The organism is Bacillus sp. UNC438CL73TsuS30, from assembly GCF_000482325.1.
In the GTDB taxonomy this organism is placed as follows: Bacteria; Bacillota; Bacilli; order Bacillales; family Cytobacillaceae; genus Neobacillus.
The window spans coordinates 312,350-338,218 of the sequence record NZ_AXVA01000005.1; the positions used below are offsets into that span (position 1 = coordinate 312,350).

The 25,869-nt window shown below is 38.7% G+C and carries 29 protein-coding genes and 1 pseudogene; 25 read left to right on the plus strand and 5 right to left on the minus strand.

Features of this window, described 5'->3' with window-relative positions:
• The first annotated feature begins 1 nt into the window (after window position 1).
• From udk to sigK, 12 genes are all read left to right on the plus strand, one after another.
• On the plus strand, window positions 2-634 hold the full coding sequence (gene udk / locus M028_RS0101665; protein WP_026572364.1) for a uridine kinase: 633 nt from the start codon (window positions 2-4) through the stop codon (window positions 632-634).
• A 168-nt stretch (window positions 635-802) separates the two neighbouring features.
• A complete protein-coding gene (gene greA / locus M028_RS0101670) occupies window positions 803-1,279 on the plus strand; it encodes a transcription elongation factor GreA (protein WP_026572365.1) in 477 nt (158 codons plus the stop codon).
• Window positions 1,280-1,343: 64 nt separating this feature from the next.
• A complete protein-coding gene (locus M028_RS0101675; RefSeq protein WP_026572366.1) occupies window positions 1,344-3,104 on the plus strand; it encodes a peptidoglycan D,D-transpeptidase FtsI family protein in 1,761 nt (586 codons plus the stop codon).
• Window positions 3,105-3,194: 90 nt separating this feature from the next.
• Entirely contained in the window at window positions 3,195-3,842 is a 648-nt protein-coding gene (locus M028_RS0101680) for a YrrS family protein (protein ID WP_026572367.1), read from the plus strand.
• 208 nt (window positions 3,843-4,050) lie between these two features.
• A complete protein-coding gene (locus M028_RS0101685) occupies window positions 4,051-4,689 on the plus strand; it encodes a class I SAM-dependent methyltransferase (protein WP_026572368.1) in 639 nt (212 codons plus the stop codon).
• Window positions 4,690-4,702: 13 nt separating this feature from the next.
• Complete coding sequence (mtnN, locus tag M028_RS0101690) at window positions 4,703-5,398, plus strand: 5'-methylthioadenosine/S-adenosylhomocysteine nucleosidase (RefSeq protein ID WP_026572369.1); 696 nt, start codon at window positions 4,703-4,705, stop codon at window positions 5,396-5,398.
• A 20-nt stretch (window positions 5,399-5,418) separates the two neighbouring features.
• Window positions 5,419-6,342 (plus strand): PLP-dependent cysteine synthase family protein, encoded by a 924-nt coding sequence (locus tag M028_RS0101695; RefSeq protein ID WP_026572370.1) that lies wholly within the window; start codon window positions 5,419-5,421, stop codon window positions 6,340-6,342.
• 1 nt (window position 6,343) lies between these two features.
• On the plus strand, window positions 6,344-7,477 hold the full coding sequence (locus M028_RS0101700) for a bifunctional cystathionine gamma-lyase/homocysteine desulfhydrase (protein ID WP_026572371.1): 1,134 nt from the start codon (window positions 6,344-6,346) through the stop codon (window positions 7,475-7,477).
• A gap of 130 nt (window positions 7,478-7,607) precedes the next feature.
• The gene (locus M028_RS0101705; protein ID WP_026572372.1) at window positions 7,608-7,865 is read left to right on the plus strand and encodes a YrhC family protein; all 258 of its coding nucleotides are present in this window, start codon (window positions 7,608-7,610) and stop codon (window positions 7,863-7,865) included.
• Between the two features lie 1,381 nt (window positions 7,866-9,246).
• A complete protein-coding gene (locus tag M028_RS31795; protein ID WP_081810617.1) occupies window positions 9,247-9,387 on the plus strand; it encodes a YrzI family small protein in 141 nt (46 codons plus the stop codon).
• A 42-nt stretch (window positions 9,388-9,429) separates the two neighbouring features.
• On the plus strand, window positions 9,430-9,570 hold the full coding sequence (locus M028_RS31800; protein WP_081810618.1) for a YrzI family small protein: 141 nt from the start codon (window positions 9,430-9,432) through the stop codon (window positions 9,568-9,570).
• Window positions 9,571-10,119: 549 nt separating this feature from the next.
• Complete coding sequence (sigK, locus tag M028_RS0101730; protein ID WP_026572373.1) at window positions 10,120-10,836, plus strand: RNA polymerase sporulation sigma factor SigK; 717 nt, start codon at window positions 10,120-10,122, stop codon at window positions 10,834-10,836.
• A 19-nt stretch (window positions 10,837-10,855) separates the two neighbouring features.
• Here sigK and M028_RS0101735 read toward each other — a convergent pair whose 3' ends face one another.
• Window positions 10,856-11,827, minus strand: coding sequence for a F510_1955 family glycosylhydrolase (locus tag M028_RS0101735; RefSeq protein WP_035423652.1), 972 nt, complete (start codon window positions 11,825-11,827; stop codon window positions 10,856-10,858).
• Between the two features lie 185 nt (window positions 11,828-12,012).
• Here M028_RS0101735 and M028_RS0101740 point away from each other — a divergent pair, with 185 nt between their 5' ends.
• Complete coding sequence (locus tag M028_RS0101740; RefSeq protein ID WP_026572375.1) at window positions 12,013-13,812, plus strand: M3 family oligoendopeptidase; 1,800 nt, start codon at window positions 12,013-12,015, stop codon at window positions 13,810-13,812.
• Between the two features lie 53 nt (window positions 13,813-13,865).
• On the opposite strand, the gene pssA is transcribed toward M028_RS0101740, so the two are convergent.
• Entirely contained in the window at window positions 13,866-14,405 is a 540-nt protein-coding gene (gene pssA / locus M028_RS0101745) for a CDP-diacylglycerol--serine O-phosphatidyltransferase (RefSeq protein ID WP_026572376.1), read from the minus strand.
• Between the two features lie 129 nt (window positions 14,406-14,534).
• Here pssA and M028_RS0101750 point away from each other — a divergent pair, with 129 nt between their 5' ends.
• Window positions 14,535-15,317: a phosphatidylserine decarboxylase gene (locus M028_RS0101750; RefSeq protein ID WP_026572377.1), complete on the plus strand. Its 783-nt coding sequence runs from the start codon at window positions 14,535-14,537 to the stop codon at window positions 15,315-15,317.
• A gap of 78 nt (window positions 15,318-15,395) precedes the next feature.
• Here the strand turns inward: M028_RS0101750 and M028_RS0101760 are convergent, their stop codons facing one another.
• A complete protein-coding gene (locus M028_RS0101760) occupies window positions 15,396-15,536 on the minus strand; it encodes a sporulation histidine kinase inhibitor Sda (protein ID WP_026572378.1) in 141 nt (46 codons plus the stop codon).
• Window positions 15,537-15,916: 380 nt separating this feature from the next.
• Here M028_RS0101760 and M028_RS0101765 point away from each other — a divergent pair, with 380 nt between their 5' ends.
• The 8 genes from M028_RS0101765 (at window position 15,917) to M028_RS0101800 (ending at window position 20,999) form a co-directional block, all read left to right on the plus strand.
• Window positions 15,917-16,432 carry a YqeG family HAD IIIA-type phosphatase gene (locus M028_RS0101765; protein ID WP_026572379.1) on the plus strand — a complete coding sequence of 172 codons (516 nt, stop codon included), beginning with the start codon at window positions 15,917-15,919 and terminating at the stop codon, window positions 16,430-16,432.
• Window positions 16,433-16,435: 3 nt separating this feature from the next.
• Window positions 16,436-17,542: a ribosome biogenesis GTPase YqeH gene (gene yqeH / locus M028_RS0101770; RefSeq protein WP_026572380.1), complete on the plus strand. Its 1,107-nt coding sequence runs from the start codon at window positions 16,436-16,438 to the stop codon at window positions 17,540-17,542.
• 75 nt (window positions 17,543-17,617) lie between these two features.
• Complete coding sequence (gene aroE / locus M028_RS0101775) at window positions 17,618-18,466, plus strand: shikimate dehydrogenase (RefSeq protein ID WP_026572381.1); 849 nt, start codon at window positions 17,618-17,620, stop codon at window positions 18,464-18,466.
• Window positions 18,453-18,743: a ribosome assembly RNA-binding protein YhbY gene (gene yhbY, locus M028_RS0101780; RefSeq protein WP_026572382.1), complete on the plus strand. Its 291-nt coding sequence runs from the start codon at window positions 18,453-18,455 to the stop codon at window positions 18,741-18,743. The genes aroE and yhbY overlap by 14 nt, the downstream gene beginning before the upstream one ends.
• A gap of 21 nt (window positions 18,744-18,764) precedes the next feature.
• Complete coding sequence (locus tag M028_RS0101785) at window positions 18,765-19,337, plus strand: nicotinate-nucleotide adenylyltransferase (protein ID WP_026572383.1); 573 nt, start codon at window positions 18,765-18,767, stop codon at window positions 19,335-19,337.
• A complete protein-coding gene (gene yqeK / locus M028_RS0101790; RefSeq protein ID WP_026572384.1) occupies window positions 19,324-19,890 on the plus strand; it encodes a bis(5'-nucleosyl)-tetraphosphatase (symmetrical) YqeK in 567 nt (188 codons plus the stop codon). The genes M028_RS0101785 and yqeK overlap by 14 nt, the downstream gene beginning before the upstream one ends.
• A gap of 3 nt (window positions 19,891-19,893) precedes the next feature.
• On the plus strand, window positions 19,894-20,250 hold the full coding sequence (gene rsfS, locus M028_RS0101795) for a ribosome silencing factor (RefSeq protein WP_026572385.1): 357 nt from the start codon (window positions 19,894-19,896) through the stop codon (window positions 20,248-20,250).
• Window positions 20,247-20,999, plus strand: coding sequence for a class I SAM-dependent DNA methyltransferase (locus tag M028_RS0101800; protein WP_026572386.1), 753 nt, complete (start codon window positions 20,247-20,249; stop codon window positions 20,997-20,999). The genes rsfS and M028_RS0101800 overlap by 4 nt, the downstream gene beginning before the upstream one ends.
• A 58-nt stretch (window positions 21,000-21,057) precedes the next feature.
• Here M028_RS0101800 and comER read toward each other — a convergent pair whose 3' ends face one another.
• A complete protein-coding gene (gene comER / locus M028_RS0101805; RefSeq protein ID WP_026572387.1) occupies window positions 21,058-21,882 on the minus strand; it encodes a late competence protein ComER in 825 nt (274 codons plus the stop codon).
• Between the two features lie 87 nt (window positions 21,883-21,969).
• On the opposite strand from comER, the gene M028_RS0101810 reads away from it, so the two are divergent.
• From M028_RS0101810 to M028_RS0101820, 3 genes and pseudogenes are all read left to right on the plus strand, one after another.
• Entirely contained in the window at window positions 21,970-22,623 is a 654-nt protein-coding gene (locus M028_RS0101810; RefSeq protein ID WP_026572388.1) for a helix-hairpin-helix domain-containing protein, read from the plus strand.
• Between the two features lie 76 nt (window positions 22,624-22,699).
• A pseudogene (locus tag M028_RS0101815) lies at window positions 22,700-23,140 on the plus strand (ComE operon protein 2); the annotation flags it as partial.
• Window positions 23,141-23,235: 95 nt separating this feature from the next.
• Window positions 23,236-25,563, plus strand: a complete 2,328-nt coding sequence (locus tag M028_RS0101820; RefSeq protein WP_026572390.1) for a DNA internalization-related competence protein ComEC/Rec2 — start codon at window positions 23,236-23,238, stop codon at window positions 25,561-25,563.
• Window positions 25,564-25,659: 96 nt separating this feature from the next.
• On the opposite strand, the gene M028_RS31805 is transcribed toward M028_RS0101820, so the two are convergent.
• Entirely contained in the window at window positions 25,660-25,794 is a 135-nt protein-coding gene (locus tag M028_RS31805) for a YqzM family protein (RefSeq protein ID WP_026572391.1), read from the minus strand.
• Between the last annotated feature and the right edge of the window lie 75 nt (window positions 25,795-25,869).

Genomic DNA, 25,869 nt, shown 5'->3' on the forward strand with positions numbered 1-25,869 from the left:
GATGCGCAAACCGGTTGTTATTGGTGTAACCGGCGGCTCCGGCTCCGGAAAAACCAGTGTAACAAAAGCTATTTATGATAGCTTTAAAGGCCATTCCATCCTTATGCTTGAGCAGGATTATTACTATAAGGATCAGAGCGAGCTACCATTTGAGGAACGGCTGAAAACGAATTATGATCATCCGCTAGCATTTGATAATGATTTACTAATTGACCATATTGAAAGGCTTTTGCGCTATGAACCAATAGAAAAGCCAGTATATGATTACGCGCTTCATACCCGTTCAGATAAAATCATTCCTGTTGAACCAAAAGATGTTATAATTTTAGAAGGAATCATGGTTCTTGAGGACGAACGTCTACGTAATTTAATGGATATTAAACTCTACGTGGACACTGATGCCGATTTAAGAATTATCCGCCGAATGCAGCGTGATATTAAAGAACGGGGCCGGACATTGGATTCGGTTATTGATCAATATGTGAACGTTGTACGGCCAATGCATAATCAATTTATCGAACCTTCGAAACGGTATGCGGATGTTATTATTCCTGAGGGCGGACATAATCATGTAGCAATTGATTTAATGGTCACAAAAGTTCAAACAATTCTTGAACAAAAGTCATTTTTATGAAACAATAACAAAGAATAGCCTAATTGATTCCAATTTGGAAAAATATTATTGCGGCGCGCCCTTGATAAAAGGACGCGCTCCTATGCATTTACAAAAGATGCATACCACCTACATATATCTCAAACACAATCTTTTGGGGGATTGTGATACTAGAAGGAGTGAGAAGTTTTGGCAGCAGAAAAAGTATTTCCAATGACACAGGCTGGTAAAGAAAAACTCGAACAGGAGCTTGAATACCTAAAATCCGTTAAGCGGAAAGAGGTAGTGGAGCGGATTAAAATTGCCAGAAGTTTTGGTGACTTATCTGAGAACTCTGAGTATGATTCAGCTAAAGAAGAGCAAGCATTTGTCGAAGGCCGTATTACCACATTAGAAAACATGATTCGAAATGCAAAGATCATCGAAGAAGGCGAAATGGTAAGTGATTCCGTAACCCTAGGAAGATCTGTAACATTTATTGAACTTCCTGATGGTGAAGAAGAAACCTATACGATTGTCGGCAGCGCCGAAGCAGATCCATTCGAAGGGAAAATCTCGAATGATTCACCAATCGCAAAAAGCCTTATAGGTAAAAAGGTTGGGGACGAAGTCTCTGTACAAACTCCAGGCGGCGAAATGAGCGTTAGAATTATTACGATTAAATAATAAAAATAGAATAAATTGTTTGAAATTTCCAAACCTCGTCAAAACTTTTGACGAGGTGTTTTTTATGTGGAGAAGACGAGCAAAAGGATGGCTTTTCATCTGTATTTTCTTTTTAACGTTTTTATTATTCCGGCTTATGCAGATTCAATTAATGGATACAGAGTCTTTCTCCAAGCATCATATTAATTTGTTGGAGGAAAGCGTTAAACAGCGAACTCAGGAATTAGTGATTGACAATGGAAGAGGGGATTTTCTGGACCGGAATGGAAATATGCTGGGCTATAAAAAGGAATCTGTTCTTGTGCTTTTTCCTTTTTTAAAAAAAATGAATTGGGATGTTGAGAAAGTTTCGTCCATTACCGGTATTCCTCAAGAATCACTTCAGCAAACAGTTGAAACAGCTAAAAAACCATTTGCCTATGGGAATCCAGAACCCTTGGAATTAACCCATTCACAGGTAGAAAGAATCAATGCACTGGAAATTCCAGGTGTCTTTGCGATTGATAAAAAGTTTGAAAGGGCAACTGTTCCCGCTGAGCAATTAATTGGTCTTACAGGTGAGAATACAAAGGTATTGATGGAGCGTTATCCAAAAAAGGATCTTCCAAGAGAAACCTTAATCGGTGTGTCCGGCTTAGAGAAAAGCTTTGATGAATTCCTGCTCCCTGAAGGGAAATCCAAGCTTGTTTATCATGTTGATGGTGATGGAGCTCCACTATTCGGGATAAATGTAAAGTATGTTGATCCTGCCAATCCGTTTTATCCCGTTAATGTAAAAACCACGATTGATAAAACGATCCAGCATAGGGCAGAGGAATTAGTCGATCAATATCAAATTAAAAAGGGCGGTTTAGTCCTTTTAGATATTAAGGATAACAGTATTCTAGCAATGGTATCCCGACCTCATATAAATAAACAGGATCCATACAGTAGTTCAGGAGTCACAAATCGAATGTTGAAGCAGCAAATTATGGGGTCCGTTTTTAAAACTGTGGTAGCTGCTGCAGCCATTGATCATAACCTAGATAATCCGGCAAGACTTTTTAATTGCAGCGAGAAAATTAATGGTGAACCTGAGCTTAAATATGATTATGGTGAATTGAATTTTTCCGAAAGCTTTGCCAGAAGCTGTAATCGTACCTTCGGTGAGCTTGCAAAAGAATTACAAAAAATTGATCCAACCCTTTTAGAGAAATACGCAGCTAAATTATCATTATTAGGTCCAGTAGGCTGGATGGGTGATGTTTACCATACAAATGATTTTAAACAGCTGGGTGAAGAGGAGAAGGGCAGGGTATTTCTATCTGATGCCGCCAGAAAAGACCCTAATTATGCTGCGATGTCCGGCATTGGCCAACATGAGGTAAGGGCAACCCCAGTCGCTGTTGCTAATATGATGGCAGCCATCGCAAGGGGCGGTAAAAAAGAAATGGTCAGGGCTGTGTCTAAGATTGAATATAAAAATGGGACAACCATGGTGAATTTTCCAAAGCAGGATTTGGCTGGTGATACAATTTCCCCTTATACCGCTATGAAATTGCAAAAATTGTTAAGGGAAGTTGTAAAAAACCCTAATGGTACGGGAAAATGGTTTCAGGACCTGCCCTATGAAGTTGCCGGGAAATCAGGTACTGCAGAAACGGGTAAGTTTCAGGACGGAAAGCAGCTTCATAATAAATGGTTCGCAGGGTATTTTCCTTATGAGAGCCCTAAATATGCGCTGGTAGCCGTAAATTTAGATGTGTATGACAATGAGGGCGGGGTTAATTTATTATTTGCTGACATGGTCAAAATGCTGTATCAACACGATCATGGTAAAGAATAGTACTTTTCGAATGGTTTAAGGGATATCTCTTCAAGTTCACGGCAATTCATGTTAGAATGTTGACAGCTTTATTTTTAGGAGGAGAGTAACTTGAATAACGATTTTGATTCTCGATCGGGATACAGAGCAAAACGTAAAAAGACAAATTTAATATTAAATAGTTTGATTGTCGTTGTAATCGTCTTAATTGTTTTCGTTGCTTACAGAATCTTTGCGTCAGGTGATAGCAGTGCATCACCGAAAAATGATGTTCAACATACAACTGAAAAACAAACAACACAAAATAAGACTCAAACTGAATCTGCTGAGGAAACCAATACATCTGTAGCAGATGAAAATGCTTCCTCTGATACTGCAACAGACGATACATCAGTAGAAGATCAAGAGGGCAGTACAAATGATACACAGGAAAAAGCTACAGACGAAGAAAATACCGCTAATGACGAAAAAACCACTGAAAATAAAGATTGGAAACCAGTCGGTACTACGCAAACAGGGGAACATACTCCTGTATATGATACAAGCTCAACGGACTGGCAGGAAATGCTTAATGCAATTTCCTCTGCAACCGGTTTGGACCAAGATAATATGATTGTTTGGCATTTAGGCCGAGACCGAAGCAAGCAGAATGCTTCGATTGGTACGGTATCATCAAAAGATAAAAAACAAAATTACACAGTCTATATTGAATGGGTTGACGGTCAAGGCTGGAAGCCGACAAATGTAGAAAAAAACTAAGGATGGGCCTAGCGGCTTCATCCTTTTTTTTATTGTTTAGGCTTGTGCTGTTCCATGTTTTCTTTTAAACAAAGTAATTGGAACGGAAATCAAAAACCAGGTTTAACCATATATATTGAGTAAAAAAATGTATTATGGTAACATAGTATTTGTCTAATCCATAGCATACTTATAGGAATTATATGTTTTCATCAGGAGCGTGGAAATAATGGGCAGAGAATTTTTAGATCTATTTGAGCAATGGGCAGATTCATATGATGATACAGTCATTGGCTGTGATCAAGAGTATAAAGAAGTATTTTCCGGATATGAAGAAATTTTAGATTTAGCAGCTTTCCAGTCTTCTGGTCATGTGGTAGAGTTTGGGGTTGGGACTGGAAATCTGACCAAAAAGCTATTATCACGTGGTTTAATCGTAACAGGAATTGAGCCTTCCTCGTCCATGAGGGAAATTGCTCTCCAAAAACTAAATAACCAAGTCGTGGTTCTTGATGGAGATTTTCTAGAGTTTCCGGAGATCAAAAACATCGATACCTTTGTAAGCACCTATGCCTTTCACCACCTGACAGATGATGAAAAAGCGGCTGCAGTTGAAAAATATAGCAAGCTTCTTTTAAAAGGTGGTAAAATAGTGTTCGCGGATACGATGTATGAATCCGAGGAAGATTATAATAATGCAATAGAAAAAGCAAAAAGCGAAGGCTTTCATAACCTGGCAAACGATTTGGCAACTGAATACTATACAACAATTCCTGTGTTAAAAAATATATTGGAAAATAACGGATTTAGTGTTTCATTTAAAAAATGTAACGAGTTTGTTTGGTTAATGGATGGAGTCAAACGCTAGAAAGAGGTAAGTAATGAAAATCGCAATCATTGGAGCAATGGAAGAAGAAGTAGTTTTATTAAGGGACAATATCGATGGAAGAAGTCAAGAAACTGTGGCGGGCTGTGAATTTACCTTTGGACAAATGCATGGGGCCAATGTAATTTTGCTGCGGTCCGGAATTGGAAAAGTAAATGCAGCGATGTCTACAACTATTCTGCTTGAAAAATATAAACCTGATTGTATTATCAACACAGGGTCTGCAGGCGGATTTAATCCGTCGCTTAACGTTGGGGATGCAGTCATTTCAACTGAGGTTCGCCATCACGATGTCGATGTAACGGCATTTGGTTATGAGTACGGGCAGGTCCCTCAACTTCCTGCAGCCTTTACAGCAGATCAAAAATTAATTGAAGTTGCGGAAAATGCCGCAAAAGAGCTTGAGAATTTTCAAATTGTAAAAGGAGTAATTGCAACAGGAGATTCTTTCATGGAAGACCCTGCACGGGTTGATTTTGTCCGCTCCAAATTTAATGACCTGCAAGCTGTTGAAATGGAAGCTGCTGCAATTGCCCAGGTAGCCCATCGATTTGGTGTTCCATTTGTGATTATCCGTTCCCTTTCAGATATAGCAGGAAAAGAATCAGAAGTTTCATTCGACCAGTTTATTGATCAGGCAGCACGTCATTCGGCCACTTTAGTGATGAAGATGGTAGCAGCATTAAGATAGACTTGGAAAGTGGTGAAAAAATGAATATTTATAAAAATGTTCATGAATTAATTGGTCAAACACCTATGGTAGAAATTACGCATTTTCCGTTGCAGGAAGGTGTCCGATTATTTGCAAAGTTAGAGTTTATGAATCCGGGTGGAAGTATTAAGGACCGCCTCGGTGTGGAACTATTAAACGCGGCCTTTGCAAGTGGAAAAATCAGTGAAGGCAGCACGGTCATTGAACCAACCGCAGGAAATACGGGGATCGGCCTAGCACTTGCGGCCATCAATAAAGGCATCCAAGTCATCTTGTGTGTTCCGGAAAAATTCAGTATTGAAAAACAGGAGTTAATGAAGGCACTGGGAGCAAAAATTGTGCATACTCCAACAGAAAAAGGAATGACGGGTGCTATTGCAAGAGCGGAGGAACTTCTAAAGGAAATTCCGAATTCTTATTGCCCACAGCAATTTGGTAATCCGGCAAACCCTGAGACGTATTATAAAACACTCGGCCCGGAAATTTGGGAGCAGTTGGATGGCCAGGTGGATGTTTTTATAGCTGGAGCAGGAACCGGCGGAACTTTTATGGGAACGGCCCGGTATTTAAAGGACCAGAAAAAAGAAGTAAAAACAGTTATCGTAGAACCGGAGGGATCTATCTTAAATGGAGGAGAATCCGGTCCGCATAAAACGGAAGGAATTGGAATGGAGTTCCTTCCAGGATATATGGACCCAGTCTATTTTGATTCGATTCATACCGTTTCTGATGACGATGCATTTGCCCTTGTAAAGGAATTAGCGGCAAAAGAGGGCCTACTGGTCGGAAGCTCTACAGGTGCGGCATTTTATGCTGCCTTAAAAGAGGCAGAAATAGCAAAACCAGGGACAAATATTGTTGTCATCTTTCCTGATGGCAGTGAACGATACTTGAGTAAAAAGATTTTTGAAGGGGGAGTTTAGGGTGAAAAGAAAAACAAAATTAATTCATGGCGGCATTAGTGAAGACCCAGCAACAGGTGCGGTATCATTTCCGATTTATCAAGTAAGTACGTATAAACAAGAGGGGGTAGGAGGCCATAAAGGCTTTGAGTATTCTCGAACCGGGAATCCAACCAGACACGCACTTGAAGAGCTGATTAAAGATATTGAGGGCGGTAAGGCAGGTTTTGCCTTTGGCTCTGGTATGGCGGCGATTACTGCCGTTTTCATGCTGTTTAATAGCGGTGATCATGTCATTCTAACAGATGATGTATATGGCGGTACCTTCCGTGTGATGACCAAGGTCTTAAACCGAGTCGGGATTGATTCCACTTTTGTTGATACAAGCAATTTAGAAAATATTAAAAAGGAAATTAGACCAAACACAAAAGCCATTTACTTAGAAACACCAACCAATCCGCTTTTAAAGGTAACCGATATTGAAGCAGCGGCTAGGATGGCAAAAGAACATAATCTGTTAACGATTGTTGATAATACCTTCTCAACACCATATTGGCAAAACCCGCTTGAGTTTGGAGTAGATATTGTCCTTCATAGTGCGACTAAATATATTGGTGGGCATAGTGATGTTGTTGCAGGTCTAGTTGTTGTGAACGACGACCAGCTTGCCGAAGACCTTCATTTTGTTCAAAATTCTACTGGCGGAATTTTAGGACCTCAGGACTCATGGCTTCTGATTAGAGGGATAAAAACATTAGGAATTCGCATGGAAGAAACGGAAGCAAATACAAAGGAAATTGTTGAATTTTTGCAATCACACCCTAATGTGAAAAAGGTCTATTATCCTGGGCTTGAAACCCATCCAAATCATGCTATTGCGAAAAAGCAAGCCCGCGGCTTTGGCGGTATGGTTTCATTTGATGTTGGCAGTGCGGAAAATGCCGACAAATTATTAAGCAGGGTAAAATACTTTACATTAGCTGAAAGTCTCGGCGCCGTAGAAAGTTTAATTTCTGTGCCGGCTAGAATGACGCATGCATCAATCCCTGCCGAACGTCGTGCAGAATTAGGAATTGTAGATGGTTTGGTCCGTATTTCCGTTGGACTTGAGGATGTTGAAGATTTAATCGATGATTTAAAACAAGCGTTAAAATAAATCCCTTGACCCGGCTCAAATGCAGCCGGGTTTTTTTAGTTCACTTTTTTCTAAAATTTACATCCTATTTCCATTTTGGTTTATATGGTAAAGTAGGTTAGTAGATTCTAAGAAAAGCAGGTGAACAGCATTGAAAACACAAACAAAACATCTTTTTGAGAAGATGGTGGACTTTAAACGGTTTGCAACTGTCTTATTAGCTGTCGGTGTCTTTTTTTACTTAGGCGTAATCATTCCATCGGGGTCAAAGGATCCAACGGATTTAAATATTATGATGCTTGTATCAGCAAGTTTTTTAGCTGTTTCCATTTTATTTTTTGCTCAGGCGAAAATGTACAAAATGAAATTAATGGAAATGGAAGATGACCATGAACATAACTCAAATTAATTAGCGTTCCAAAAAGTGACGTCCAGATTGTCGAGAAAGGTAATTTTTCTCGGCAATTTTTAATTTTGTTAAATGATCTTTATTAAAAGGTTGTCCATGCTAATGGGCCTGTTGATTTCCGCTCCAGGTGCTTCGCTTTCCGCGGGCGTGCCGGGGAGCCTCCTCGGCGCTTTGGCGCCTGTGGGGTCTCCCCTGCCCCGTACTCCCGCAGGAGTCTTCGCACCTTCCGCTCCAATCAACAGGGAGCTTTTTACTAGTACTCCTCCCATATATATCATGTTACGGCTTATACTACTTGAGCGTCTCCGAAATTAACTTCCTTGTCTGAATCAGGGGTCCATTCGGACTCAATCATCTTCGAAATTAACATCCCTGTCTGAATCAGGGCTCCATTCGGACTCAATCATCTTCGAAATTAACATCCCTGTCTGAATCAGGGGTCCATTCGGACTCAATCATCTTTGAAATCAACATCCCTGTTTGAATCAGGGGTCCATTCGGACTCAATCATCTTTGAAATCAACATCCCCTGTCTGAATCAGGGGTCCATTCGGACACGACCGGCTTTGAAATCCACACCCCCTGTCTGAATCAGGGTTCCATTCGGACTCGATCGCCTTGGAACTCATCAGCTTTGTACAATAGTATTTATGCGAGTATATTTAGTAAGAGAGCAACAAAGTTTACGAAAATAGCCTATTAAAAAGAATATTGGGATCAAATGGGCATCATTATCCTCGCTAAAAATGGGGATTTTATTCAGGTGTAAGAAAAAAACTATATATTATCAATCAGGTGAAGGTGGTTGTCCGGAACTTATTCATCAAACGCCCGCGGAAAGCGAAGTGCCTGGAGCGTAAATCAACAAACCAATTGAACAGCCTATATATTAACCTTTTTATAAAATTAACACGGTGAAATGATAAAGAAAGTGAATAAATTAAAGGCTATCGAAAGTTCGACAGCCTGAGCCTTCCTAAAAAGGACGCTTATTTTTTTTGTCTATTTTGAAAAAATTGTTAAAAAGAGGTTTACAAAGTAAGGTGATGTGGATATAATTACCGTAGTTAGTAAAAAATTCTAAAAGGAGGTCGAATCAAATGATGATGGTATTAATTCCAACAGCAGCGAAATTTAATAAACTAAATAATGTGCATTCGACCAGACTGGAATGGATTGCTTAACGTATTTTACTATACATATCCATGCCGCAGGGAGAATGACGCCTTGCGGTATTTTTGTGCCTAAAATTAGCTAATGCTAAAAGCCGCAGGAGGAGTTGCTTCTTGCGGCCTTTTTGTGCCCTTTTTACAGTCCCTTTGGATATGTACTGCATAATGTGTAGAGGTTGTGTGAATTTCTTTAAAGGAGGTGAAAACTAATGACCCTGAATATTTTATTCTTTTCAATTACGATCAAAAAGCGAAAAATGAGCCTTGAAGAAGCTGTTCAGCAGGAAATGGTTGAAAAGCTCTATGAGCAAACTAAAGATCGGCAAAGCTCCATGTATCACATATTTTAATTGCTGCTAGAAAAATAAATCTGTTTTAGGAGGTGAAATCTAATGACCCTGAATATTTTATTTCTTTCGATTACGATTAAGAAACGCCGGATCAGTGTTGAGGAAGCAATGCATCAAGAAATGGTTGAGAAGCTTTACGAGGAAAATAAAGATCGGCAAATTTCCATGCATCATTGGATGTAAGTACCAAAAATTCGCTAATAAAGAAAGGTGGTTTTATATATGATTTATTTCATTCAAGGAAGAAAAGCTAGTTTGTGGGTTATGAAAGATACCACCTAACGACGTTAAATAGGAGGTTATGGTAATGCCGTTGCATTTTGTTTTATTATCACTTTTCCTAAGGGCTAAGAAAAAGAAGTCATCCTGAATCTGTTTATCCTATGCTTTGATTGTTAACAAAATGTTCACAACCCTTGAAGATAGATACTGTGAAAATATGATAAATTCTAATTAGACATAACAGAATCATTCTTAAAGGGGTGGGGAATATGTTGTTTATGGTTGCACTTTCTCTTGTCATTACAGGAGCGATTGCCTGTTATATCGCCTCAGAGGTAGCAGCGTAATGATTAAACTCAAGTACCAACCGTTCCAATGGTTGGTGCTTTTTTTTATTGAATCTTAAAATACTTTAAGAAATAAAAAATAATGGACAGACACAATCTCCCTGTTTTCTACATAGGAATTAGTTATAGGCACTAGTCTAATATGGCTCGGGGGTGGAGATGCATGTCTGGAATTTTTACGGCTCTCGGTTATTTAGTAAAGGAATTTCTTTTTCTTGTTTCCTATGTGAAAAATAATGCTTTTCCACAGCCCTTATCTGCTGCTGAGGAAAGAAAATATCTTCGTTTAATGGCAGAAGGGGATTCACATGCACGCAATATGCTGATCGAACATAATCTTCGTCTTGTCGCCCATATCGTCAAAAAGTTTGAAAATACTGGTGAGGATTCAGAGGATTTAATTTCAATCGGAACCATTGGATTGATTAAAGCAATCGAGAGCTATTCTGAAGGAAAAGGAACAAAGCTTGCCACTTATGCCGCAAGGTGTATTGAAAATGAAATTCTCATGCACTTAAGGGCACTGAAGAAAACAAAAAAAGATGTTTCCCTTCACGATCCAATTGGGCAGGACAAAGAAGGAAACGAAATTTCTCTCATTGATGTACTCAAATCAGAATCAGAGGATGTCATCGACACCATTCAATTAAATATGGAACTTGAAAAAATCAGAAAATACATTGATGTCCTTGATGACCGGGAAAAAGAAGTCATTATTGGCCGCTTTGGACTCGATTTGCAAAAAGAAAAGACCCAACGGGAAATTGCAAAGGAACTTGGGATTTCAAGAAGTTATGTATCGAGGATTGAAAAGCGAGCCCTTATGAAAATGTTCCATGAATTTTATCGAGCGGAGAAAGAGCGAAAGAAAAATCGCTAAAGAAAAAAATGGAGCGGGATTAATCCTGCTCCATTTTTCCATTCTTTAAGAGAACCTTCCAATTCTTACCGCCATCTGTTGTTTCATACACATCATTCTTATAGGTTGTAAAAGCAATTTCCTTCTTGTTTTTCGGATTAACTGCTAAATAAGTAATCGGATTATCATAATCCAAGAAGGGGATTTTCCAATTTTTTTGGCTGTCATTTTTAGGGTTAATGGTTTTTAATAAGATGTTTCCATCTTCGACACTTGAATATAAGAGGTCATTATCCATAAAGGTTAGGGCTGTTACCATTACAGGCTTTGTAATCAACTTCATTGTATTTCCATTGTCTTCTGAGTAATAAATACCTGACCTCGTTGACATGGCCATTAAATCACCGTTAATAGGGTGAACGGCAATCATACCGAGCGAATCAGCGGTAAAATCTTTGAATTCACTCTTTTTCCAGCTCATCCCGTTATCCTTTGAATAATTGACACCGGGTGCTAGTTTGTCGGTTTGTTCTTCATTAATGACATAAATGCATTTGCCTGAATAGCTTGCGGCCATGAAATGAAAATCCTTTTGACCATAAAAAGCCAATTGATCGATTGTTTTGGCTTTATCAATGCTTTGAACTAATCCAAGCGGATTCTTTAAATCCGTTCCTTTTTGCGGATGACCGCTTGCCAAAAATCCCTTTTCAGTTGCCTGAAATCCCATATAGTCATGGAGATTGGTGGTTGTTTCAAACCATTTTGAATCCTTATACATTTTCAAGCCATCATGGGCGGCAATATAAAGCTTATTGTCATTACCAGGATAACCAATCCCATGGATATGATCCACTTTTAAAGTCTTTGCCTCGATAATCTTATAGGGAATGTTAGTTTTAGTATTTTTTGTTTCTTCTTGTGGTTTCTGGCTTTGACCTTTATTTGAGCAGCCGGCGGCAACCACCATTAATCCTAATAAAATAGTAAAAGTAATCTTTTGAATCTTCACTTCTTCTCCTCCTGAACGAACCAAAAATCATAATCCTCCACGGATCTCTTAATGAATCCTTTTCCTTCCACTTATACCCCAGTCTCTGCAAAGTTGTCAAATTTCTAATTACTTTACCTGAAAATAGAATTCTTTGAAATATAAACATATAATAAATTTGTACATATATAAAGGAGGGAAAAACATTGACGGCCGTTACATATTCAGATGTTTGGGATCTAGATGTGATTTTTAAAGGTGGGAGTGATTCTCCTGAATTTACTACTCACATACAAAAAACAGAACAATTAATTCAGCTTTTTCAAAAAAAGGTTAATCAGTGGGCACCTAAAAATAATCTGGAGGATAAGATCTATTTACATGAGTTATTAGTAGATTTTGAGAGCGCTGCCAAAAAGCTGCGTCAAGCAGGGGCATTTGTTGGCTGCTTGCAGGCACAAAACACGGAGGATCAAAAGGCGAACCAACTTGATGCGAAAGTTACGAGTTTAAGTGCTGTTTTTCAGACAGCTCTTGCAGGCTTTGACAACCTACTAACTTCAATTAGCGATTCCCTTTGGGGACAAATGGTAAAGGATGAGTCATTGAATGACCTTTCTTTTGTGTTAAATGAACGCCGAGAACGGGCGAAGGATAAATTATCGAAGGAAGAAGAGGCATTAATCAATGCCCTTGGGGTAGATGGCTACCATGGCTGGGGACAGTTATATGACTTAGTAGTAGGGAAAATTAAAATTCCATTTACAGAAAATAGCGAAGAAAAGCTGCTGTCAGTCGGTCAGGCATTTAATAAATTTTCAAGCCCTAATCGAGAGAATCGCGCCGAAGTATTTAAAAATTGGGAGAAAGCCTGGGGAGAGCAGGCAGATCTTTTAGCTAAAACATTGAATCACCTTGCAGGCTTTCGTTTAAGTGTTTACGAAAAAAGAGGCTGGGAAGATGTATTAAAGGAGCCGCTTACGATCAGCCGCATGGAAAAAGCAACCCTTGAAACGATGTGGACCGTCATAACAGAAAGTAAGGAACTGCTTGTCCAATATTTAAACCGAAAAGCTAAACTGCTAGGTTTAGAAAAATTAAGCTGGTTTGATTTAGATGCCCCATACGGCAAGACGGAATCTAAAGTTTCTTATCAGGAAGGTGCAGAATTTATCCAACAGCAGTTTTCACATTTTGGCGAAAAAATGGCGGCATTTGCCCGAAAGGCTTTTGAAGAACAGTGGATTGAAGGCGAGGATCGTCCTGGAAAAGCACCAGGTGGTTTTTGCACCTTTTTTCCGGAAAGTAATCAATCACGAATTTTCATGACCTATTCAGGGACTCCATCCAATGTCTCCACACTTGCACATGAATTAGGGCACGGCTTCCACACATTTGCAATGAAAGGTGTCCACTATTTAAATCGAAATTACGCAATGAATGTTGCAGAAACAGCCTCTACCTTCGCTGAAATGATTGTTGCCGATGCCGCCGTAAAAAATGCAAAAAATGAAGAAGAAAAGCTTGTTCTCCTGGATGATAAAATTCAGAGAACGGTTGCCCTATTAATGAATATTCACGCGAGGTTCTTGTTCGAAACAAGCTTTTATGAAGAAAGAAAACAAGGTCCTTTGTCGTCAACAAGGTTAAATGAACTGATGCTCTCAGCGCAAAAAGAAGCGTATTGTGATGCCTTAGATGAATACCATCCATTATTTTGGGCCTCAAAGCTTCATTTCTTTATTACAGGAGTACCGTTTTATAACTTCCCGTACACCTTTGGATATTTATTCTCATTGGGGATTTATGCAAAGGCTCTTGCGGAAGGAAAAGGATATGAAGAAAAGTATATTGCCTTGTTGAGGGATACGGCTTCCATGACCGTAGAGGATCTGGCAGAGAAGCATCTGCAGGTTGATTTGACACAAAAAGATTTCTGGGAACAGGCCGTAAAACCTTGCTTGGATGATATTGTTGAATTCCTTGAATTAACGAAGGATAAGTAAGAACAATAAGCGAAAAGCCCGGCAAAAAGGATCGCCGGGCTTTTTCGATTAAATTATACTTTTTTAAGTTTAAAGGAACTGACCATAAGAAATGATAAAATAATAATGATGAATAAGAAGGTCTGAGGCGGCAGATAGGGAATAGCAAGAAAGCTTAGGGTGACTAAACAGCCTGCTGCTGTAATCGGTAATCCTGTAAAATAGCCATTGCTCTCGGTAATGTTAAAACGTGCTAATCTAAAAGCACCACATCCGATGTAAAATACAGTAAAAAACGATCCGGGACCGCCAAAATCGTTTAAGATTCCTTGATACAATAATAGTGCCGGTGCGACTCCGAATGATATAATATCACTCATGGAATCCAATTGTTTACCCAGCTCTGATTCAATGTTGAATTTTCTAGCAATCATTCCGTCAAATCGATCGGCTAATGCTGCAATAAAGATTAATAACAGGCTTAATCTTAGGTTTCCGTGAATTCCTAAAACAATTGCAAAACCGCCTAATGATAGGTTTGTTAAGGTGATAACATTCGCTGTTTGGCTTTTAAGTTTTTTTATTGTTTGATCAACAACGTCCGATAAAAACATCTCCGCTCACTCCTTTTTAATTAAACGGGAGAGAATCAATTTTTCTAAGTATTTACTCTATAATATTTAATATTAAGGGTTTTATGACTAATCGTAAAGAGTATTTTTACACTATTTGGGGGGAATTCAATGCTACAGCCTTTTTATCGGCTATTAATCGAATTAACAAATGGAAGGTGGACATCGTTCCTGTTAAAACGGTTTGCCCGTTCTCGAATCAGCCGTATTGCTGTCCCGTCCTTTGCAAAGGTTTATCGATTAAATCAGGAGGATATCGAAAATTCCTTTCAAGATTTTCCTACACTTCATGATCTTTTTATTCGAAAGCTGCGGAAAGATGCGAGACCGGTGGATATAAGTTCAAATGCAGTTGTAAGTCCGGTAGATGCCGTAATTGAAGATATTGGACCCATAAAAGAAACCAGCGAAATTGTGGTTAAGGGGAAAACCTATTCAATAGAAGAGATGCTTGGAGATCATTCAGTGTTAGAAAAGTATTTAAATGGGAAGTACATCATTCTTTATTTGAGTCCAAGTCATTATCATCGCATTCATAGTCCCGTTGATGGCACCATTACAAAACAATGGACCTTAGGAAGGAAATCCTATCCGGTGAACAAATGGGGCCTGAAATATGGCGTAAGAACCCTTGCAAAAAACTTCCGGGTGATCACGGAACTTGAAACTCAATTTGGACATGCGGCTGTTGTAAAAGTGGGGGCAATGTTTGTAAATTCGATTGAAACTACCCACAATGGAAGTCAATTAAAAAAAGGCGAAGAAATGGCTTATTTTAGTTTTGGTTCCACCGTGGTCTTATTATTTGAAAAAGGGATGTTCGAAATGGACTCCTCTATCCATCCGCCAAAAGAAATTAAGGTTGGAGAGAAAATTGGAAAAATCGGTAAATGACCCTGTGATCACGGCACTTAAATGTGCCGTTTTCAAATGCAAAGAAAAAAGCCCGAATTCGGGCGTATTCAAAAATGGTTAGGAAGAAATTTTAATTTTATTAAATAGAGAACGCCGGTGAATTTCCGTTTCAATGAGGCGAATAAAATCAGTACTTAAATTTAATTCTCTAGCTTTAAAATAGGATTCAATCAATAATTCATCTGAAAGTTTACGCATGGCAGAATTCACCTCCAATTTAATGGTTCTAAAAAGATAAAAACAAACATATAATGTAGATTCATTTGCTGTAACCTAAATCTACCAAATATATTAAATTAGAACAACCGTTCCAGTTATCCACATAAATGGGTGGATAACTTGTGATTAATTTGTTTATAAATTTTCAAAATCTGGATATTTCAATGGGTATAATGTTAATAATGTTATCCACAAAAGCCCAAAAGGGAGGATTTTGTCGAAAAATATTTATAAATAATTAATATACTTTGAAACAAAGGGTAAAATTGGTTATGATGATACAAGGAAAAGCAGAGCAGCTTGATTTGGTGCTTAAGCTAGACAATTCTTAAAGTCCTATTTAATGAGGTGTAAGCTTCGTGTTAAAGCAATTTTTACCGGATGAACATGTGAAGAGCATTCTAGACATAAATCCAAATGAATTAAAAAAACGAGGAATTAAGGGGATTATTACGGATTTAGATAATACCCTTGTCGAGTGGGACCGTCCCAATGCAACCCCTCAATTAATTTCTTGGTTTGATGAAATGAAAAAGCATAATATTCTTGTCACGATTGTTTCAAATAATAATGAAGATCGTGTGAAGGCATTTTCTGACCCGCTGAAAATTCCGTTTATCTTTCGAGCGCGTAAGCCGATGGGACCTGCTTTCCAGAAGGCGATTTCCCAGATGGGCATTAAAAAAGAAGAAACAGTAGTAATTGGGGATCAGCTATTAACAGATGTACTAGGCGGGAATCGGAGCGGATTATATACCATCCTTGTCGTACCTGTTGCGCAAACCGATGGGTTTTTTACTAAATTCAACCGGTTTGCCGAACGAAGAATTATGAATTGGTTTCGTAAAAGAGGCCTAATTCAATGGGAGGATTAATGTGTGAGTGAACAGCAAAATATTTGCCTGGGCTGTGGTGTTAAGGTTCAGACGGAGGACCCAAGTGAATTGGGTTACGCACCGAAAGCTGCATTAGATAAAGAAATCTTAATTTGTCAAAGATGTTTTCGGTTAAAACATTATAATGAAGTTCAAGATGTTAGCCTAACCGATGATGACTTTTTAAAAATATTAAATGGACTTGGCAGTACAGATGCCCTGATTGTCATGCTGGTCGATATCTTTGATTTTAATGGCAGCTGGCTGCCTGGTTTACACAGGTTTGTTGGTAATAATAAGGTATTACTTGTTGGAAATAAGGTGGATTTATTACCGAAGTCGGTAAAGCATCATAAATTAATCAACTGGATGAAACAGGAATCAAGAGAACTAGGCTTAAGACCGGAGGAAATTCTTCTCGTTAGTGCGGCCAAAGGGCAGTATATTAAAGAGGCAGCAGCCGTTATCGATGAAATGCGTGACGGAAAGGATGTATATGTGGTCGGTTGTACCAATGTAGGAAAATCGACTTTTATTAATCGAATTATTAAAGAAGTAACTGGGGAAGAGGATGTGATCACCACATCACATTTTCCTGGTACTACTTTGGATATTATTCAAATCCCGCTTGATGATGGGAATTCCTTAACTGACACACCTGGAATTATTAATCACCATCAAATGGCCCATTTTGTTGATAAACGTGATTTAAAAGTGATTACACCGAAAAAAGAAATTAAGCCAAAGGTGTTTCAATTAAATGAGGGACAAACTTTATTTTTTGGCGGACTGGCAAGATTTGATTACGTCAGTGGGGGTCGAAAATCTTTTGTATGTTACGTTTCAAATGAATTAAATATTCACCGCACTAAGACAGAAAACGCTGAAGACCTTTATCAAAATCATGTTGGCGAAATGCTGACCCCTCCACGACAGGAGCAGCTGGATACGTTTCCGGAGCTTGTTAAACAAGAATATGTGATTAAAGAAGGAAAAACAGATGTTGTTTTTTCCGGACTCGGCTGGGTAACCGTTAACGAACCTGGTGTAACCGTCGTCGCATACGTACCAAAAGGCGTACAAACATTATTAAGGAAATCATTAATCTAAACTTAAGTTGATCGGAGCGGAAATCAACAACAAGTTTAACAATGCCAATATAACAGAGAGAATGGGGAGAAACAGGTGAAAAAGCTTTTTGCAGTGTTGGGAGATCCGATTGGGCACTCAATGTCCCCAGTCATGCATAATGACTTATTTTCTTTTTATAACATCGATGCGCATTATCTTCCTTTTCAAGTGAAACCAGAGAATTTAGGGGATGCCGTAAAAGGCTTAAAGGCAATCGGTGCCGGGGGATTTAATGTAACTATACCGCATAAAAGTGCAATCATCCCTTTTTTGGATGAAGTGGATGAATTAGCTCTTCAGATTGGGGCAGTGAATACAGTTGTAAATGAAAACGGCAAATTCATTGGCTATAATACAGATGGACTGGGGTTTTTAAAAGGCTTGGCTGATGACGGTATTTCCATAACCGAAAGCAAAGTATTAATTATTGGCGCTGGCGGGGCAGCAAGGGGGATTTATTTTACGATTGCAAAAAGCGGACCAAAAGCTGTCGATATTGCCAATCGGACGGTTGAAAAGGCTGCGAAATTGGTTGAGGAATGTCCATTCCAAATCCCTTCAAAAGCGATTTCGTTAACCGAAGCAGCTGAAAAAATGGGAGAATATGACTTAATTATTCAAACGACCATGAGTGGGATGTCCCCGAATCTTGATGAGCAGCCAGTAAGCATGGAAAATATTCAAGATCAGGCACTTGTTTGTGATATCATATACAATCCGCTTGAAACAAAGCTTCTACGAGAAGCAAAACAAAAAGGTGCCAGGATTCAAATTGGAATTGAGATGTTTGTGTATCAAGGGGCACTTGCATTTGAAAAATGGACAGGTATTTTCCCTGATGCGAAAAGAATGAGAGAGAATGTTTTACAACAGCTGGGAGGCACATCAAATGTTAACAGGTAAACAAAAAAGGTTTTTACGATCAAAAGCACATCACCTAGACCCTATTTTTCAAGTAGGCAAGGGTGGCGTAAATGAAAATATGATTAAACAAATTTCGGATGCCCTAGAGGCAAGGGAATTGTTTAAGATCAGCATTTTGCAAAACTGCGATGAGGATAAAAATGTAGTGGCTGAGCAGCTTGCTGAAGGAACCGGGGCTGAAATTGTCCAAATTATTGGTCATACCATTGTCCTCTATAAGGAATCTCTTGAAAAAAAGCAAATTGTACTACCATAAGAAACTAGGGAGGCGCTTTTCATGAAGAAGGTTGGAATATTGGGAGGCACATTTGATCCACCGCATTATGGACATCTTTTAATTGCAAATGAGGTCCTTTCCGTACTTCAGCTTGATGAGATTCGATTTATGCCGAATCAAGAGCCTCCTCACAAGAAGAAAACACAATCAGTTGATAATCATGATCGAATAAATATGCTGAATCTAGCCATTGAAGGTAACAGCGCTTTTAAAATTGAAACGATTGAGCTTGAAAGAACTGGTCCATCCTATACCATTGATACGATAAAAATCTTAAATTCGCGGGATTCTGATGATCAATTTTACTTTATTATTGGCGCTGACATGATTGAATACCTGCCGAAATGGAATAAAATTGACGAACTGATTAAGCTCGTACAATTCGTTGGTGTTGAGAGACCTAACTATAATCATTTGACTGAATATCCGATTCAATATGTAGATGTACCTGCTGTTGATGTTTCGTCAAGTATGATTCGAGAACGTCTCAAGGATGGCAGGACGATTCGTTATTTATTGCCTGACTCGGTAATTCGTTATATTGAGGAGAAACAGCTATATGGAACCAAATGAGGCACTTAAAGTCGTAAAGGAACAATTGACAGACCATCGTTATCAGCATACGCTTGGGGTGATGGAAACAGCAATAATCCTTGCTAAACAGGTTGGTGCAGATGAAAAAAAAGCAGAATTGGCAGCAATTTTTCACGATTATGCTAAATTCCGGTCGAAGGAAGAAATGAGAGAAATTATTCTCACTCAAGGGTTTCCACAAGATTTATTGGAATATAATGCAGAATTATGGCATGCGCCAGCAGGGGCTTATTTAGTGGAAAAGGAAGCAGGGATTACTGACACTGATGTCCTCACGGCTATACGCTATCATACTTCCGGCAGACCAGGAATGTCTCTACTTGAGAAGGTAATCTATTTAGCGGATTATATTGAACCTGGAAGACACTTTCCTGGCGTAGAAGAAGTAAGAGCGATGGCAAAAGAGAATTTGGATAAAGCTCTAATTAAATCGATTCAGAATACAATCATCTTTTTATTGAAAAAAAATCAACCCATTTACCCTGAAACGTTTCAAACCTATAATGATCTTGTCAAAAAACTGGAGGATTGATGAATGAACAATCAAGAATTACTTAAAATTGCGGTTAAAGCTGCCGATGACAAAAGAGCGGAAGAGATTATTGCCCTGAATATGAAGGGAATTTCCTTAATTGCTGACTACTTTATTATTTGCCATGGAAATTCTGATAAGCAAGTACAAGCCATTGCTAAAGAAATGAAGGAAAAGGCAGAGGAACACGGTTATGATGTAAGAAGAGTAGAGGGCTTTGATGAAGCAAGATGGGTCTTGATTGACCTCGGCGATGTGGTTGCCCATGTATTCCATCGAGAAGAACGCAGCTATTATAACCTCGAACGTTTATGGGGAGATGCTCCACATGAAGATGTTCTCAGTGAGTTAAATTCATGAGTTACGAACAATTTGCCTATCTATATGATGAACTGATGAAGGATGCTCCCTATGAAGAGTGGGTCAGATTTGTTCAGGATAGGCTGAAAGAAAACGGTGATAGTGGTATTCGTTTTCTTGATTTAGCATGCGGGACTGGCGAACTGTCGATTCGGTTCGCCAAGGAGGGTTTTGATGTTACAGGAGTCGATTTATCAGAGGATATGCTCGCTGTAGCTCAAGCAAAGTCTGAAGAACAGGGGATGTCTATTTCATTTTATCAGCAAGATATGACCAAGTTGGAGGGGCATGGTTCATTTGATGTTATTGGGATCTTTTGTGACTCGCTTAATTACTTGAAAACCGAAGAGGAAGTTCTTCAAACTTTTTCATCGGTATATCAGCATTTGAAACCGGGTGGAATATTCATTTTTGATGTTCATTCGATTTTCAAAATATCTCAAATTTTTATCAATCAAACCTTTGCATTAAATGATGAACATGTCTCTTATATATGGGATAGCTTTCCGGGTGAGTTTCCAAATAGTGTGGAGCATGACCTCAGTTTTTTCGTTTTAGATGAAAAGTCTGGAATGTATGACCGATTTGACGAACTTCACTTTCAACGAACCTATCCTGTGGAGGACTATAAAAATTGGTTGCATCAAGCTGGTTTTGGTTTTGAAGAAATCAAAATATATGCAGATTTTGAAAATACAGCTCCATTGCCACAATCTGAAAGAATCTTTTTTGTGGTCAGTAAAAAATAAAAGCCATCTTTTTTTAAAAGATGGCTTTTTATAGAGGAATTTGTCTATTAATGGCGAATTAATGATTAAAGAACTGCAGCCCGACCTTCTCAAGATCCTCGTCAAACTTTGCGTGTGTGGCTTGAAATAAATGCTCGAAAACTTCACCTATTTCTTTTTCCAGCACCTTGATTCCCTCACCTGTTATGCCGCCCTTTACACAAACCTTTTCTTGTAATGATGGTAATGTATAATGCCCTTGTTTAATTAGCTCTCCTAAACCAACAATCATTTCACTTGCTAGTATGGTTGCCGTTTCTTCATCAATTTCCGTTTCTTTCACGGCTGCTACGACAAAGCGCTGGAGTAAATAGCTAAAAAATGCAGGGCCGCAGCTGACGATATCGGAGGCAACTCTCGTTATCTTCTCATCGATAAAAACCGGAACAGAAATCTTCGAAAACAGATTCTCCACTTTTCTCTTCCATACATTATTACAATGGTCTCCATAGGTGATTAATGAAACTCCCGACAGCGCCCGGTTCGTTATGCTTGGAATTACCCGGGCAGTTGAACAAGTAACCTTCTGTTCTATTTGGATGGTACTAATAGGGCTTGTAATTGAGATCACGCATTTGTCTTCATTTAAATAGGGATTGATTTCTTCGAGAATTTTGTACACATCAAGTGGCTTTACACAAATAAACACGAGATCGGATTCAACCGCCACCTCTGCTGCATTGTTCCCAACTCTTAGTTTTTTATATTTATCTTTAAGCAGCATCGCTTTTGATTTTGTTCTGTTTGTGATCAACGTTGAAGAAGGGGAAATGGCTTTTCCATCGATTAAAGCTTCCACTAAAATCCTCCCCATATTTCCGGTGCCGATGAAACCTATATTCATTGTTCCGACCCTCCTTTGCATACAAGTTTCTCTTTTAACAATATGAAAATCAATAGCGAAATATACCTTTAGAAAGGATGGTTCTTTGTGAAAGATTGGTTTACGGAACATAAGCTCTTTGTAGTTATGGCTGTATTAATTTCTATAGGTGGAATTTATTATTTTTTTATTTATCAAGCCAATCCTGCCTCTGTAACGGCGCCACAACTGAATAGCATGGAAAGTGAGCTTCAAGGAGAGAACACGGCCAAGCAACCGGTAGAACCGGCAAAGGAGGAACAAAAAGCAGAAGCGATTATGGTGGATGTGAAAGGACAAATTAGGCACCCTGGAGTATACCCTGCTACAACAGGAGAACGGGTGATTGATTTGATTGAGCGTGCAGGTGGTTTAGCAAATAAAGCAGACGAAAGCGGGGTGAATTTTGCTGAACATGTTCAGGATGAAATGGTTATTTATATTCCTGCGAAAGGGGAAACAGATTCTCCTCCTGCCGCTATTGCAGGAAGCGGCCAAATGGGTTCTACCGGAGGAACTCCTGCCAACACAAAAGTGGATTTGAATAAAGCGGATGATACTCAATTACAAACCTTACCGGGAATTGGCCCTGCAAAAGCTGCTGCAATCCTTGAATATCGTGAAACATCTGGTGGGTTTAAAACGGTTGAAGATTTAAAAAACATCAGTGGAATTGGAGATAAGACCTTTGAAAAGCTGAAAGATTTGGTAGAAGTTCACTGATTTCTTTAGTTTGACCAAATGAAACATCCCCATTACACTTAAATCAGTGATTAATGAAGTTTTGGGGGAGTCGAGAATGGAAAGAATTTCGTGGGATCAATATTTTATGGCACAGAGCCATTTGCTTGCTTTAAGAAGTACATGCAGCCGCCTAATGGTAGGGGCGACGATTGTTCGCGATAAACGGATTATTGCCGGCGGTTACAATGGCTCGATTGCGGGAGGTGACCACTGTATCGATAAGGGTTGCTATGTCATTGACAATCATTGTGTGAGGACCATTCATGCTGAAATGAATGCATTGCTTCAGTGTGCGAAATTTGGTGTCCCTACTGCAGATGCAGAAATATATGTGACACATTTTCCTTGTCTGCAATGTTGTAAGTCCATCATTCAGGCAGGAATTAAAACTGTTTATTATGCTGAGGATTATAAAAATCATCCCTATGCAATCGAGCTTTTTCAACAGGCAAAGGTTCATGTCGAAAAAGTAGAATTAAAGGAACAAAGCATTGATTTTAGCACGCTAAATCAATAAGGAAATTATAATAGCGCCGGAATTCCCAACCGACCGGCGTTTTTGTTTCTTTAATTCAGAAATGGAGAAATATCATGAAAGGAAAATATTTCTATTTTGCCTTTTCCGCCTTACTGGGTGTTTTATCTTCGCTTATTATAGCCATTCCATTTATTTTAGTAGCAATTGTTTTCTTTTCCTTAGTGTTTACATATAAAAAGTACTCTTCCCCGCAGTTATTCCTCCTGATTGTTTTTTTCCTAGTGTTTTTCCTGTCCGCCCAGCATGCCAAAATTACCAGCCAAACGGTCATTCCATCGAGTACGAAGGTATTTTACCTAGAGTTCACGGATGAAACGAAAATAGATGGAGATTTATTGCAGGTAATGGCAAAGGAAAAAGCGTACAAAGAAAAACTCTTAATTCGTTACCGGATTCATACGGAGGCTGAAAAGGGAGTTATAAAAAATAAAAGTTTTTATGGTAGGGTATGTAAGGTCTCAGGAGAATTGTCTAAACCTTCGATTGCTAAAAATCCGAATGCCTTTAACTACCGTGAGTATTTAGCGAATAAAAAAATTTATTGGATCGTTGAGACCCAGAAAAATCCTCTTCAAACCTGTATTCCCCAAAAATTCACACCGATTGTTTTTATTAAAGAGCTCCGTTTTTTCGGTATCCATTACCTTGAAACTCATTTTCCACCGGAAATCTCCTCTCTTTCAGCTGCTTTAATCTTTGGGGATCGAAGCCTGCTTAGTCCTGAAGTTTTAGCTGATTATCAAAAAACGGGAATTGTTCACCTGCTCGCTATATCCGGTTTACATGTATCTCTTTTAATTGGAATGGTTTACTATATTGGGATTCGAAGTGGTCTCACAAGAGAATTTATGACGCAAATTCTGCTCTTTTTACTGCCAATCTATGCTATTTTAACTGGCGGGTCCCCATCCGTCATTCGTGCTGTTTTAATGATTTTTCTTGTCCTTATAACGGTAAAGTGGAAAAATAAAATAAAGTTGCTCCCAATTGATGCAATCAGCATTGCTTTTATCCTCTATTTACTCATAAATCCCATGGTCGTTTATGATGTCGGTTTTCAGCTATCATTTACAGTAAGCTTTGCGATTATCGTATCCGCCAAAATTATCCTCAAGAAATATCAAAATAGCTTAGCGAAAATGCTGGTAACATCGATTATCGCCCAATTAGCTTCACTTCCATTACTGCTTTACCATTATTTTGGGGTTTCGTTGATCAGCATTGCAGCCAACCTGCTGTATATCCCTTTATTTTCATTTGTTTTTCTTCCTGGTTTATATTTATTATTTTTTATTCAAATTATTTTTCAAACAACTCCTTCCATCCTGCTTTCATTTTTTATTAAAACCATTACGCTTTCCAATCAACTAATTCATTATCTTTCTGATTTTTCTATCGCCCTTTTTGTTCCAGGCAGGCCTGGAATTCTTTTCCTCATTCTATATATGGCTGCCATTCTTACTGTTTTTTTTGCATGGGAAACTCCTTCCTATGTAAAAAAGAAACTCCATATTGTTGTCCTAACCGGCTTTTTAGTAAGTTTTCAGATCGTATGGAATTGGCTGAACCCAGTTGGAGAGGTGACAATGATTGATGTTGGGCAGGGGGACAGTATTTTGATTCATCTCCCATCTGGGAAAGGAAATTATCTGATTGATACAGGCGGGACTGTCTCCTTTACAGAAGAAAACTGGAGGAGGAGAGAACAGCCTTATGAAATCGGAAGAGATGTCGTTATCCCATTTTTAAAAGGAAGGGGAATTACGAAAATTGACAAGCTTATTTTGACCCATGGGGACATGGACCATATTGGCGGTACATTCGCGATCCTTAAGGAAATGAAGATTGAACAAATTCTTATGCCTTCTGTTAAGGAACCATCAAATACTGAATTGAAAATTATTCATGAAGCGAAGAAAAAGGGCATTTCAGTCAAGAAGGTTTCAAGAGGTATGACATGGAGAATAAAGGAAAATTTATTTTATGTTCTGTCTCCTGAAAAAAACTTTGAAGGAGAGCGGAACAGTGGTTCTATCACCATATTTGCTAAAATTGGCGGCCTTACTTGGTTCTTTGGCGGTGACCTTGACAAAGAAGGAGAAGAAAGGGTCATTCATCACTATCCCGAATTAACTGTCGATATATTAAAGGCGGGGCATCATGGAAGTAAAACCTCGAGTGCAGAAGACTTTATTCAACAAATAAAGCCGAGAGTTGCGCTCATTTCGGCCGGTGAAAAAAATCGATTTGGTCACCCGCATAAGGAAACATTAGATATTTTAAAAAAGTATCATGTGTTTATTTATCGTACGGATCAACAAGGGGCCATTACCTACCATTTTTATAATGGACATGGAACCTTTTCAACCTTTCTGCCATAGGATAAAACATATTCAAAATAAATTAATTCCTGTAAAAAATAGCAAAGAGACTGCAGTACACTGCAGTCTCCTGAAATTAAGTATGTAGCTAATTTATTAGGATCCAATTAACTTAATGACTGTTGCAATAATAAACATAATGGCAAAAAAACCAAATGAAACCCCAAAGCCTACTCCAGAATCAATAGCATCGTTCCGTTTACTTTGAACATCTTTCTCGAATTCATTCACAGTCTACCCCTCCTATTTCAACATATAGTATATGATATTTAAGTAAAAAAATCCAGCGTACTTAGAATTTTGCTC

Coding starts and splice junctions, on each gene's coding strand:
- udk (WP_026572364.1), top strand. CDS start 2: ATGCGCAAACCGGTTGTTATTGGTGTAACCGGCGGCTCCGGCTCCGGA.
- M028_RS0101675 (WP_026572366.1), top strand. CDS start 1,344: ATGTGGAGAAGACGAGCAAAAGGATGGCTTTTCATCTGTATTTTCTTT.
- M028_RS0101685 (WP_026572368.1), top strand. CDS start 4,051: ATGGGCAGAGAATTTTTAGATCTATTTGAGCAATGGGCAGATTCATAT.
- mtnN (WP_026572369.1), top strand. CDS start 4,703: ATGAAAATCGCAATCATTGGAGCAATGGAAGAAGAAGTAGTTTTATTA.
- M028_RS0101695 (WP_026572370.1), top strand. CDS start 5,419: ATGAATATTTATAAAAATGTTCATGAATTAATTGGTCAAACACCTATG.
- M028_RS31795 (WP_081810617.1), top strand. CDS start 9,247: ATGACCCTGAATATTTTATTCTTTTCAATTACGATCAAAAAGCGAAAA.
- M028_RS31800 (WP_081810618.1), top strand. CDS start 9,430: ATGACCCTGAATATTTTATTTCTTTCGATTACGATTAAGAAACGCCGG.
- sigK (WP_026572373.1), top strand. CDS start 10,120: ATGTCTGGAATTTTTACGGCTCTCGGTTATTTAGTAAAGGAATTTCTT.
- pssA (WP_026572376.1), bottom strand. CDS start 14,405: ATGTTTTTATCGGACGTTGTTGATCAAACAATAAAAAAACTTAAAAGC.
- M028_RS0101750 (WP_026572377.1), top strand. CDS start 14,535: ATGCTACAGCCTTTTTATCGGCTATTAATCGAATTAACAAATGGAAGG.
- M028_RS0101760 (WP_026572378.1), bottom strand. CDS start 15,536: ATGCGTAAACTTTCAGATGAATTATTGATTGAATCCTATTTTAAAGCT.
- yhbY (WP_026572382.1), top strand. CDS start 18,453: ATGTTAACAGGTAAACAAAAAAGGTTTTTACGATCAAAAGCACATCAC.
- M028_RS0101785 (WP_026572383.1), top strand. CDS start 18,765: ATGAAGAAGGTTGGAATATTGGGAGGCACATTTGATCCACCGCATTAT.
- yqeK (WP_026572384.1), top strand. CDS start 19,324: ATGGAACCAAATGAGGCACTTAAAGTCGTAAAGGAACAATTGACAGAC.
- rsfS (WP_026572385.1), top strand. CDS start 19,894: ATGAACAATCAAGAATTACTTAAAATTGCGGTTAAAGCTGCCGATGAC.
- M028_RS0101800 (WP_026572386.1), top strand. CDS start 20,247: ATGAGTTACGAACAATTTGCCTATCTATATGATGAACTGATGAAGGAT.
- comER (WP_026572387.1), bottom strand. CDS start 21,882: ATGAATATAGGTTTCATCGGCACCGGAAATATGGGGAGGATTTTAGTG.
- M028_RS0101820 (WP_026572390.1), top strand. CDS start 23,236: ATGAAAGGAAAATATTTCTATTTTGCCTTTTCCGCCTTACTGGGTGTT.